General features: G+C 66.1%; 10 protein-coding genes and 1 pseudogene. 6 read left to right on the top strand and 5 right to left on the bottom strand.

The window, feature by feature from the left end:
• The 3 genes and pseudogenes from VNQ78_RS05095 to VNQ78_RS05085 form a co-directional block, all read right to left on the bottom strand.
• Window positions 1-142, bottom strand: a pseudogene (locus VNQ78_RS05095) (electron transfer flavoprotein subunit beta/FixA family protein); the annotation flags it as partial.
• Between the two features lie 60 nt (window positions 143-202).
• A complete protein-coding gene (locus VNQ78_RS05090; protein WP_325687262.1) occupies window positions 203-2,485 on the bottom strand; it encodes a 3-hydroxyacyl-CoA dehydrogenase/enoyl-CoA hydratase family protein in 2,283 nt (760 codons plus the stop codon).
• A 22-nt stretch (window positions 2,486-2,507) separates the two neighbouring features.
• The gene (locus VNQ78_RS05085) at window positions 2,508-3,290 is read right to left on the bottom strand and encodes an enoyl-CoA hydratase/isomerase family protein (RefSeq protein WP_325687260.1); all 783 of its coding nucleotides are present in this window, start codon (window positions 3,288-3,290) and stop codon (window positions 2,508-2,510) included.
• 266 nt (window positions 3,291-3,556) lie between these two features.
• Here VNQ78_RS05085 and VNQ78_RS05080 point away from each other — a divergent pair, with 266 nt between their 5' ends.
• From VNQ78_RS05080 to VNQ78_RS05055, 6 genes are all read left to right on the top strand, one after another.
• Complete coding sequence (locus VNQ78_RS05080; protein WP_325687264.1) at window positions 3,557-4,699, top strand: acyl-CoA dehydrogenase family protein; 1,143 nt, start codon at window positions 3,557-3,559, stop codon at window positions 4,697-4,699.
• Window positions 4,696-5,754, top strand: coding sequence for an enoyl-CoA hydratase/isomerase family protein (locus VNQ78_RS05075; RefSeq protein ID WP_325687258.1), 1,059 nt, complete (start codon window positions 4,696-4,698; stop codon window positions 5,752-5,754). The genes VNQ78_RS05080 and VNQ78_RS05075 overlap by 4 nt, the downstream gene beginning before the upstream one ends.
• Complete coding sequence (gene mmsB / locus VNQ78_RS05070) at window positions 5,751-6,623, top strand: 3-hydroxyisobutyrate dehydrogenase (protein WP_325687256.1); 873 nt, start codon at window positions 5,751-5,753, stop codon at window positions 6,621-6,623. Before VNQ78_RS05075 ends, mmsB begins: the two co-directional genes overlap by 4 nt.
• A complete protein-coding gene (locus VNQ78_RS05065) occupies window positions 6,620-7,393 on the top strand; it encodes an enoyl-CoA hydratase (RefSeq protein WP_325687254.1) in 774 nt (257 codons plus the stop codon). Before mmsB ends, VNQ78_RS05065 begins: the two co-directional genes overlap by 4 nt.
• A 23-nt stretch (window positions 7,394-7,416) precedes the next feature.
• Window positions 7,417-8,592, top strand: a complete 1,176-nt coding sequence (locus tag VNQ78_RS05060; RefSeq protein ID WP_325687252.1) for an acetyl-CoA C-acyltransferase family protein — start codon at window positions 7,417-7,419, stop codon at window positions 8,590-8,592.
• 216 nt (window positions 8,593-8,808) lie between these two features.
• Window positions 8,809-9,984, top strand: coding sequence for a DcaP family trimeric outer membrane transporter (locus VNQ78_RS05055; RefSeq protein WP_325687250.1), 1,176 nt, complete (start codon window positions 8,809-8,811; stop codon window positions 9,982-9,984).
• 88 nt (window positions 9,985-10,072) lie between these two features.
• On the opposite strand, the gene VNQ78_RS05050 is transcribed toward VNQ78_RS05055, so the two are convergent.
• A complete protein-coding gene (locus tag VNQ78_RS05050) occupies window positions 10,073-11,230 on the bottom strand; it encodes an acetyl-CoA acetyltransferase (RefSeq protein ID WP_325687248.1) in 1,158 nt (385 codons plus the stop codon).
• Window positions 11,223-11,591 (bottom strand): Zn-ribbon domain-containing OB-fold protein, encoded by a 369-nt coding sequence (locus VNQ78_RS05045; protein WP_325687246.1) that lies wholly within the window; start codon window positions 11,589-11,591, stop codon window positions 11,223-11,225. Before VNQ78_RS05045 ends, VNQ78_RS05050 begins: the two co-directional genes overlap by 8 nt.
• Window positions 11,592-11,742 lie beyond the last annotated feature (151 nt).

Genomic DNA, 11,742 nt, shown 5'->3' with positions numbered 1-11,742 from the left:
GGATCGCCTCCTCGACCGCGATCTCGTCAAACGGGTTCATCGACATCTTGACATTGGCAAGATCGACACCGGATCCGTCCGCCTTAACGCGGGCCTTCACGTTGTAGTCGATCACGCGTTTGACTGGCACGAGGATTTTCATCGGCCTCTCTCCCTTTTGTTGCGTCACCTGTTCGGGGGATTTGTTAGCGGGCTGGCGGCGTCAGTTCCGCAATGGCTTGCCGGTTTCCAGCATATGGGCCATGCGCGCCCGCGTCTCGGCGCGGGCGATGAGGTCGAAGAGGACCTCCCGCTCGATGGCCATGTTTTCGACCACGCTGCGCGGGCTGTCGCCGCCCAGAACCCTTGCGAGCCCTGTCAGGACATGACGGTCGTAATTCGAACCGTTGGCCGCCAGCGCCGCGAAATCCGCAGCGCGCGCGGGCAGGACAGTGGCCTGTTCCGGGGCGGTATAGCCGTCGCGCAGCAGGGCCAGCGCGAGGGCGCGGGCCGTGGAGAGCAGGCTGTCGCGATGCATGACCAGCCGGTCCAGAGGGCTGAGGATGCCCGAGGTCAGCGCCTCCTCGGCCGATCCCGACTGGGCCGCGCCGAAAATCGTGGTGGCGGCGCGCAGGGCAGCGGCCTCGGGTGTCAGGCCCTCTGCCTCTCCACGCGCCAGCAGCGTGGTGCATCCGCCCCATGCCGGGATCAGGCCGACGGTGACCTCGGGCAGACCGAACCGCGCCTCGGCATGGGCGACGATGCGGTCGGCATGCAGCGCCAGTTCGCAGCCGCCGCCAAGGGCAAAGCCATGCACTCCCGCGACCACGGGCGCCGGCGCATGGCGCAACCCCAGAAACAGCCGCTGGCCACGGTCGATATAGGCCGCCAGCTCGGCCTCGCGGCCCTGATCGATCATCGAGAGGATGAATTTCAGATCCGCCCCGACGGAGAAGGCGCGCGCATCGTCATTGCCGATGACCAGCGCCGAAAGCCGCGCCCCGAGCAGGGGCAGGGTCTCCTCGATCAGGTCCAGCACCTCGGGGTGCAGGCTGTTCATCTTGGTGTGGATCTCCAGCAGGCCCACGCCATCGCCGCTATCCAGCAGCGTCGCGGAAGCATTGCCGAGGATTGTCCGTCCCGCCTTGCGGAGGGCCGCGACGGTCAGGGGGTGCTCGGCCGCAGCGGCTTCGCTGTCGGCGGTCAGGAAGCGGCCGTCGGCGTAGAAGGCGCCACGTTCGACAGCCTGCGTGACCAGTTCCGGGACGGGAAGGCCGCTTTCGCGCAGATGGGCCTGCAGCTTGGTCGGCCCCCATTTGTCGGCGAGGGTGAACGGCCCTTCGCGCCACGCATAGCCAAGCCGCATCGCCACGTCGATGTCGGCGGGATTGGCGGCAATCGCCGGGCCATGCTCGGCGGCATAGGCGATCACCTCGGCAAGGACGGCGCGTGCATAGGTGCCGAACCGGCCCGGATCGTGCAGCAGCGCCAGCAGGTCGCGCCCACCGCCCGGCAGGTCGCGCGCGGCGACGGGGCGGGTCGCGCGCCAGTCGCCGGTGGAAAGATCGCTCGCCTCCAGCCCGCCGGGCGTCTTCCGGAAGAAGCCGGATCCCGATTTGCGGCCGAAGCGGCCCTCGGCCACAAGCCCGGCAAACAACGGGTCGGACGCGATGTCATAGCGGTGGAAACGGTCATCAGAGGGCAGGCCATCGACAAGGCTGCGCCAGACCGTCGGCACGAGGTCGATCCCGATCAGGTCGAAAAGGCCGAACACCCCGGTCTTGGGAATGCCCATTGCCTGATGAACGGCGTCGGCCTCCTCGATCGTCAGGCCCTGTTCCCGGGCCAGCAGCGCCGCGGAGGCCATCCAGAAGCAGCCGATGCGGTTTGCGATGAAACCGGGCGTATCCCGGCAGTTGATGACGGTCTTGCCCAGAAGGTCGCGCGCGCCAGCCTGCACCCGGCCGAGCAGCGCGGGGTCGGTCCTGTCGGTGGAGACGACCTCGAGCAGCGGCATCACGCGCGGCGGGTTGAAGAAATGCGAGATCACGAAGTCCCGGCGGAAGGCCTCGGACATGCCGTCGATCAACTGCGCATGAAGCAGCGTCGAGGTGTTGGACGACACGATCGAGCCCGGTTTGCGCACGGCATCGACACGGGCGTAAAGCGCGCGCTTGACGTCCAGCCTTTCGACCACGGCCTCGATGATCCAATCGGCCCGCGCCAGCAAATGCAGGTCGTCGGTAACGTTCCCGGTGATGATCCGCCCCGGCCCGGACGGACCCATGAAACCGTTGATCTTGACCTGCCTTGCCAGCCCTGCGCGTGCGGGGGCGTCGGGCGCATCCTGATCGCCAGGCATGTCGAGCAGGATGACCTCGATGCCCGCATTGGCGAACTGGGCGGCGATGCCGCCCCCCATGGCCCCCGCTCCGATCACGGCGGCGCAGGCGATGTCGCGGGGCACGTCAGCCCAGAAGTCCTGCGGCTGGGTAATGCTGTTCATCGGGCTCTTCCCCTTCCTTGCATCAATTTCCGGTAAAGCTGGCTGGTCGTTTCTCAAAGAACGCGGTCAGGGCCTCGGCGAAGTCATCAGTGGCGGCTGCGGTCTTGAAGGCCTGTTTCTCGACCTCGAGCGTCGCCGCGAATTCGCGACCGAAGCTTTCGACCAGCAGGCGTTTCAGGGCGGCGGTTGCGCCCGGTGCCTGCGCGGCGAGACGGGCGGCAAGGCGCGCGCCCTCTTCCGCCAGCGTATCCGCGGGAACGATGCGGGTGATCAGGCCCCAATCCAGCGCCTGCGGCGCGGGCAGGGTGCTGCCTTCGATCGCCAGCCACAAGGCGCGCCGCAATCCGACGATGCGGGGCAGGGTCCAGGTAATGCCGCAATCGGCGGGCGCGCCGATCTTCAGATAGGCAAAGCTGAATGCCGCCGTGTCCGCGGCAATGACGAAATCCGCCGCCAGCGTGAGGGACAATCCGGCCCCCGCCACCGGCCCATGGACCAGCGCGACGGTCAGGACGTTCGAGGCGTGCAGTCGCTCGAGGGCGGTGTTCATGGGGGCGATGATCGCCTCGGCCTCGGCGGCACGATCGGCGGATCGGCGGAATGCGCCAAGATCGCCCCCGGCCATGAAGGCACGTCCATTCCCTGACAATACTGCGACCCGTACCCCCGGCGTGGCCAGAGCCGTCGCGGTCGCACGCTCGAATGCCTGCGCCGTCGCGACATCGATGGCGTTAAGCGCCTCGGGTCTGTCAAAGACGATGCGGGCGACAGGGCCGTCGATATGCAGTTGGACCGGATCGCTCATCTTCGCTCCCGCAATTGATTCTGCAAAAATGTATACACACAATGATTATAAAAATACAATATGGAAACGAATGGAGCGCACGCTAGCCGCCGTGGGGCAATGTGCTGGGTTCTTTACGGGCATAATTTGCATGAGCAACTAACATTTGTATTCACAATCCGGTTTGCGTATGCAATATCGCCAATTAAATACACAAACACGTTGGGCGATTTCTGGCGCCGGATCACACATCCCGCGACAGCCCATGACGGGTGGAGGGCATCATGATCGATTTTACGCTGTCCGACGAACAGCGGGACATTCTGGACATGACGCGCAGCTTTGCCGCCGACCGGATCGCGCCCTCGGCGCTTGACTGGGATGCGGAAAAGCATTTCCCCACCGATGTTCTGGCCGAGGCGGGGGCGCTGGGGCTGGGCGGCATCTATGTCCGCGATGATGTCGGCGGAACCGGGTTGGGCCGCGTGGATGCGGTCCTGATCTTCGAGGCGCTGGCCGAGGCCTGCCCGACCATCGCGGCCTATATCTCGATCCACAATATGTGCGTCTGGATGATCGATCGATTCGGCACGCAGGAGCAGCGGGAGAAATGGTGCCCGGCATTGGCTCCGCTGGAGCGGCGCGCCTCCTATTGCCTGACCGAGCCGGGGGCCGGGTCGGACGCGGGTGCGCTGACGACCCGGGCCGAGCGGAACGGTGACGGCTGGTGCCTGACGGGGCAGAAGCAGTTCATCTCGGGTGCCGGGGCGTCGGACGTCTATCTGGTGATGGCGCGAACCGGCGGACCCGGAGCGAAGGGCATCTCATGCTTCATCGTGCCGGGCGATGCGCCGGGCCTGTCCTTTGGCGCGAATGAGCGCAAGATGGGCTGGAACGCCCAGCCCACCCGGACCGTGCAGATGGACGGCGTGCAGCTTGGTCCCGATGCGCTGCTCGGGGCTGAGGGCAAGGGCTTCAACATCGCCATGGCCGGCCTTGACGGCGGGCGGTTGAACATCGCGGCCTGTTCGCTGGGCGGGGCCGGCGCGGCCCTTGGCAGGACGCTGGCCTATATGGCCGAGCGCAAGGCCTTTGGCCAAAGGCTCGACCAGATGCAGGCGCTTCAGTTCCAACTGGCCGACATGAAGATCCGGCTCGAGGCGGCGCGGTCCTTCCTGTGGCGCGCGGCGGCCGCGCTGGACGCGAAAGCGCCTGATGCGACGGTGCTTTGTGCGGCGGCCAAGCGATTTGTCACCGATGCGGGCTTCGAGATCGCCAATGACGCGCTGCAACTGCATGGCGGCTATGGCTATTTGTCGGAATACGGCATCGAGAAGATCGTGCGCGACCTGCGGGTTCACCAGATCCTCGAGGGGACGAACGAGATCATGCGATTGATCGTCGCCCGTTCACTGGTCGCGGGCAAATGACCGCCCCCGTCCTGATCAGCGCCGAGGGCGCGCTTGGCCGCATTCATCTGAACCGCCCCGGCGTGCTGAACAGCCTCGACCTTGGGATGGTCCGCCTGATCGAAAGTGGGCTGGACCGGTTGGAGGCTGATCCGGCGGTGCGTGCGATCGCTCTGACGGGCGAGGGTGACCGTGCCCTTTGCGCCGGCGGAGACATCAAGATGCTGTGGTCCGTCGGACGGACCGAGCCGGAACGCGCGATGACATTCTGGGCCGAGGAATACCGCTTGAACGCCCGCATCCATCGCCTGAAAAAGCCGTGGATCGCGGTGATGGACGGGATCTGCATGGGCGGCGGCGTCGGCCTGTCGGTGCATGGCCGGCACCGCGTCGTGACCGAGCGGGTCAGGTTCGCCATGCCTGAGACTGGCATCGGCTATTTCCCCGATGTCGGTGGCACATGGGCGCTGTCACGGGCACCGGACGGTCTGGGCCTCTGGATCGGGTTGACCGGGGCGACCATTGGGGCGGCGGATGTGATCACAGCCGGGCTGGCAGATGCCATGGTGCCCGCCGCGACGATCCCGGCGCTGCTGGCCGATCTGGCTGCCGGGGTAACGCCCGAGGCGGCGATTGCCGCCCATGCCGCCGATCCGGGCCCGTCAAGCCTGCACGAACACGCGGCCCTGATCCGATCAACCTTTGCGGCCGAGGACATGGCGGCGATCATCGCGGCGCTGGGGGCGGATGGTTCAGCCTTTGCGGTCGAGACGCTGGCCCTGCTCGCGGCGAAATCGCCGACCAGCCTTGTCCTGACGCTGCACCTTCTGCGGGCGGCGGCGCAATCGAACGACCTCGAAACCTGTCTCGACCGGGAGTTTGCAGCCGACGCGCTGATCCTGCGCGGAGATGATTTCTACGAAGGCGTAAGGGCTGCGGTCATCGACAAGGATCGCAACCCGCAATGGCGACCCGCGACATTGGCGGAGGTGGATTCCGCCGCGCTGCTGGCAGGGTTGCGGTCGCAGCCGTCGCTGTTCGCGGCGGATCGGATTGAGCAAGGAGAGAACGCATGAAGATCGGTTTCATCGGTCTGGGAAACATGGGCGGGCCGATGGCGCGCAATCTGGCAGCGGCCGGGCATGAGGTCGTGGGTTTCGACCTCTCGGCGCCGATGCCCGAGGGGGTCACGGCAGCCGCTACGGCTGCGGCTGCGGCCTCGGGCGCGGATGTGGTCATCTCGATGCTGCCGAATGGTGCGATCCTGCGCGCCGTGGCGGACGAGGTCATCCCGGCCATGACGGCGGGGGCGGTGCTCTGTGACTGCTCGACCGTCGATGTGGACAGCGCCCGCGCGGTGGCGGATCAGGCGGCTGCGGCCGGGCTTGGTGCGCTGGATGCCCCGGTTTCGGGCGGGATCGGCGGTGCTGCGGCGGGAACGCTGACCTTCATGGTCGGTGGCCCGGACGCGGCTTTCGCCACGGTCGCGCCGCTTTTTGACATCATGGGACAGAAGGCCGTGCATTGCGGCGCTTCGGGTGCCGGCCAGGCCGCGAAGATCTGCAACAACATGATCCTGGGCGTCACGATGATCGCCACCTGCGAGGCCTTTGCGCTGGCCGACAAGCTGGGGCTGGACCGGCAAAGGATGTTCGACGTGGTCTCGACCTCGTCGGGTTACAGCTGGTCGATGAATGCCTATTGCCCGGCACCGGGGGTGGGGCCGTCCTCGCCCGCCGATAATGGCTACAAGCCGGGCTTCGCGGCGGAACTGATGCTGAAGGACTTGCGCCTCTCGCAGCAGGCAGCGGAATCGGCTGATGCCGAGACGCCGATGGGCGAGCTTGCCGCCGCGCTCTACACCCGCTTCGTCGAGGAGGAGGGCGGCAAGGGCCGGGACTTCTCGGCCATGCTGCCGAGGTTTGCGGGGAGGGGTCGGGCATGAGCTATGACACCATCCTTGTCGAAACGCGCGGGCGGGTGCGGCTGATCACGCTGAACCGGCCGCAGGCCTTGAACGCCCTGAACCAGCAGGTCGCGCGCGAGATCGTCGCCGCCGCGACCGAGGCCGAGCGTGATCCCGGTATCGGCGCGCTGGTCATCACCGGCTCGGCCCGCGCTTTCGCTGCCGGAGCCGACATCAAGGAGATGCAGGCGCAGAATTTTGCGGCGATGCACGGGCAGGACTGGTTCGCGGAATGGGAGGCGCTGACCGCGCTCCGCAAGCCGACGATCGCTGCCGTCGCGGGCTATGCGCTTGGCGGCGGCTGCGAACTCGCGATGATGTGCGACATCATCCTTGCCGCCGACACCGCCCGCTTCGGCCAGCCCGAGGTTAAGCTGGGCGTCATGCCCGGCATGGGCGGCAGCCAACGGCTGACCCGCGCGATCGGTCAGGCCAAGGCGATGGAGATGTGTCTGACCGGCCGGATGATGGACGCGGCCGAGGCAGAGCGGGCGGGGCTGGTGGCGCGGGTCGTGCCCGCCGAAACCCTGCTGGAGGATGCGATGAACACGGCCGAGATCATCGCCGGCATGTCCCTGCCTGCGGTGCTGTCGATCAAGGACGCGGTCCGCCGCGCGCCCGACCTCGCCTTGGCCGATGGCATCCGCTATGAGCGCAGGTTGTTTCACGCCCTGTTCGCCACCCGGGACCAGAAGGAAGGCATGACCGCCTTTGTCGAGAAACGCGTGCCCAATTTCAGCAATTGCTGAACTGGCCAAACAGAGATCATCCAATGAACGATATCGTCATCCTTTCCGGCGCCCGGACTGCCATCGGCGGCTTTGGCGGCGCGCTGTCGGGCTTTGCCCCGCATGAGCTGGGCGTGATCGCGGCCAGCGCAGCCATCGAACGCGCCGGGGTCGAGCCCGCGCAGATCGGCACGACCGTGTTCGGCCATGTCATCAATACCGAACCGCGCGACATGTATCTGTCGCGTCTGGCGGCGATCGGCGCGGGCGTGCCCGACACCTCGCCCGCTATGAACGTCAACCGGCTTTGCGGCTCGGGCGTGCAGGCGATCGTCTCGGCCGCGCAGGCGCTGATGCTGGGCGATGCCGATTTTGCGCTGGCGGGTGGCGCCGAATGCATGTCGCGCGCGCCCTATGCCGTGCAGGCCGCGCGCTTCGGCCAGAAGATGGGCGACGCCTCGATGGTGGACATGCTGGTCGGCACGCTGACCTGCCCCTTCGGCACCGGCCATATGGGCATCACGGCGGAGAACATTGCCGAGGAGCATGGTGTTTCCCGCGCCGATCAGGATGCCTTTGCGCTGGAAAGCCAGACCCGCGCCGCCCGCGCGATCGCCGAGGGCCGCTTTGCCGGGCAGATCGTTCCGGTCGAGGTCAGGACGCGCAAGGGGCCGGTCCAGTTCGTGACCGATGAGCATCCCAAGGAGACCTCGGCCGAGGCGCTGGCCGGGCTGAAGCCCGCCTTCCGCAAGGATGGCAGCGTGACCGCCGGCAATGCCTCGGGCATCAACGACGGTGCGGCGGCGGTGGTGCTGGCACGCGCGGATGCGGTCGAAAAGGCCGGGCTGACGCCGCTGGCGCGGATCACCGGCTATGCCGTTGCCGGCGTCCGCCCCGAGGTGATGGGGATCGGTCCCGTCCCGGCGGTCGAACAGCTTCTGGCGAGGACCGGCCTGACCGCGGCGGATTTCGACGTGGTCGAATCGAACGAGGCCTTTGCCGCGCAGGCGGTGGCGGTGTCGCGGGCGCTGGGGCTGGATCCCGCGCGGGTGAACCCGAATGGCGGCGCCATCGCCCTGGGGCATCCGGTCGGCGCGACCGGCACGATCCTTGTGGTCAAGGCCATGGCCGAACTGGCGCGCATCGGCGGTCGGCGTGGGCTGGTGACCATGTGCATCGGCGGCGGGCAGGGCATCGCCCTGGCGATCGAGCGGGTCTGAAACCCAGTCTCCGGGGAGGAGGACGGGTCGGACCGCGGAATGCCCGAGGAGGGATCATGAAAAGCTAGGCGGCTGAATTGCACAGTTGAATGAGGGGGATAGCCGTCCTCCGCTGTGCTGCCAGTTCCCTTTTTTCCAAGGAATCGCCCGGTCGCAGTTGCGGACCGGGTCCGGCGAAACATTGCCCGGAGGCCGGACCGGATCATGGGAGGAAACATGAAATACAATCTGACGAGGACCGCCCAAGGCGGGCTGGTCGCCGCCGCGCTGTTTGGCACCGGCAACGCCGCCGCTGCTCAGGACGTCGCAGCACTCGAGGCACGCGTCGCGGCGCTTGAGGCCGAACAGGCCTCGGCTGGCACCGTCACCGCTGCGCCGGGGGTCAAGCTGAACTTCTACGGCTATGCCCGGCTGGATCTGAATGCCGACAACCATTATGATCTCGGCGCCACGACCGGAGCGATGGCCGGCGTGACCGCCGACAGCGTCAGGGACGGCGGCACCGGCGCCTATCCCTATGAGAGCCGTCTGGGCGTCAAGGCACTGGTCGATACCGATCTGGGCGAGATGAAGGTCAATATCGAGGGCGATTTCTACGGCAATGGTGGCGGCACCTTCCGCCTTCGTCATGCTTACGGCGAAATCGGACCGTTCCTCGCTGGTCAGACCTGGACGAGCTGGGTTTCCGCCGAAGGTATTCCCAGCGCGGTGCATGATTTCAACGGCTCCGCGGGCGGCAGCTATTATCGCACGCCGCAGCTTCGCTTCACCTATCGCCCGAACGAGCAATGGCGCTTCGGGGCCGCGATCGAAGAGGATTATGCACCCGGTTCGTCCTCGGATGTCGCTCTGACGGCTTTCGCGGGCTATGCGGGGTCCAGGGTGAAAGTGGGTTCGGGTGTGATCCTGCGCACCCTCGAAACCGCGAGTGACGAGGACGTCCATGGCTTCGGCTTCTCGCTCGGCGCTGATTTCGACGCCTGGGAGGGTGGCAAGATTCAGGTCCAGTATGTGGGCGGCAAGGGCATCACCACGTCGCTCAACAATGCCGCCGCTTCCGGGATCGAGGTCGGCGCCCTCGGCAAATATGCCTTTGACATCGACGCCGATGGCGATGCGATCACGGCCAATGCGCTCAAGGCCGGTGTCACGCAGAAGCTGGGCGAGAAAATGGATATCTCGGCCGCCTATGGCTTCCAGCGCTATGACGACTATGCCGGCGCGGAGGATTTCTACACCAAGCAGCTCAGCGCGGCCTATCTGACCTATCGCTATTTCGCCACCAAGTCGCTGATGCTGGGTGCCGAAGTCAGCTATCTCGAGCGTGAGCAGTTCGACGGCATGACCTTCGACAACACCCGCCTGCAAGGTGTGGTCAAGTTCAGCTTCTGAAACATGGGACCCGCCCCGCCGGCGGGTCGTGCATGAGAGAAGCCCCCGGATTTCCGGGGGCTTGCTTATTGCGCGAGGAGAGGACGCTTCAGATCGTGTCGGGATGCCCAAGGATCACGCTGGTCTGGGACGACAGCACCCCGCCATTGCCATGGCAAAGCGCCAGATCGGCCTTTTCCAGCTGCCGCTCGCCTGCCTGCCTGCGGATCTGGCGCGTCGCCTCGACCAGCGTGAACAGCCCGTACATGCCCGGATGGACGCAGGACAGCCCGCCGCCATTCGTGTTGACCGCCAGCCCGCCGCCGGGGGCGATATGCCTGCCGGACACGAAACGGCCGCCTTCTCCCTTGGGACAGAAGCCCAGATCCTCGAGAAACAGGATCGTGTTGATGGTGAAGGCGTCGTAAAGCTGCACCATGTCCATGTCGGCAGGGCCATAACCGGCGGCGGCATAGGCGCGCTGGCTCGAAAGTTTTGCCCCCGTCACGCACAGATCCGGCATCGCCGCGATTTCCTTGTGGGAGGTTTCGGCCCCCGCGCCCAGAATTGCCACCGGCAATTGCGCAAGATCGCGGGCATGGGGCAGGGCCGTCACCACCACCGCGGCCGCGCCGTCGCTCACAAGGCAGCAATCGGCAACGCCCAGCGGCGATGAGACGATGCGGGCGGACAGGTAGTCGTCCAGCGTCATCGGGTCGCGCCGGAACGCCTCGGGGTTCAGTTGCGCCCAGGCCCGCGCGGCCAGTGCGACGGCCCCCAAGTCCTCGCGAGTCGTGCCATAGTCATGCATGTGGCGCGACGCGGCGAGGGCATAGCCGCCGATCGGCATGATCGCCCGGTGCGGCGCCTCGTAGACCGAGCCGCGTAGGGCCGAGACAAGTTTGCCTGCCGCCGAGCGCTGGTTGGAGCCATAGCAGATCAACGCGGTTTTCAGATAACCGGCCGAGATCATGAAGCAGGCGGTCATCAGATGGTTCAGGAAGGACGATCCGCCAGTGCGGTTGTTGTCGACGAAACGCGCCCTGACGCCCAGATATTCCGCGACGGCGAGACCGCCAAGCATGTCCTCGGGCAGGCAGGTAAAAAGGCCGTCCACATCGCCAAGGGTCAGGCCCGCATCCTCCAGCGCCAGAAGCCCGGCCTTGGCCGTCATCTCCAGCGCGGTATGGCCGGGGCAAAGGCCGATGCCGAATGTGGCGGCCCCGGCGATGGCGCAGGCGGCACGGGGAAAGGCGGTGTCAGTCATGATTGTCCTCGGGCAGGAACCAGACATGCGGAGGGTCTGCCTCATCGTCGATCACGGCACGTAGGCGCGTGCCGATGGCGGGAAGGGATGACGCCTCGATGCGCGACAGCATTCGGAAACCCTCGTCCATCTCCACCAGCGCGATATAGCGACTGGCGGCGGGCGGCTTCTGCGGCTGCTCGGTGATGGCGAAGACCGTGCCCCGCCCGGCGGATTCAGCCCAGGTCAGTGCCTCGCCCGTGCCGGGCGCGACGAGGCGTGGCGGAAAGACCGCTTTCCCCTCGGCATTGCGCTGGAACAGGAACCGGCCCTCGCGCAGGGCTTGCAGGTAATGGGCTTCTGGTCCGTCTGTCTGTTTCATAATCTCATATTTCAAATAATTGATTTTATTTTTAGATTTTTGATTTCATCTTTTGAGATATTTAGGAATTGTGTGAGGATTTCTTCGCTGTGTTCGCCTGGGAGAGGTGGTGCGTTGCGATAGGTTACGGGTGTTTCGGAGAGGTGGAGGG

The organism is Paracoccus sp. (in: a-proteobacteria) (assembly GCF_035556475.1).
GTDB lineage: Bacteria > Pseudomonadota > Alphaproteobacteria > Rhodobacterales > Rhodobacteraceae > Paracoccus.
The sequence above is the reverse complement of the archived record's forward strand: the minus strand, read 5'-3'. Positions and strand labels throughout refer to the sequence as shown.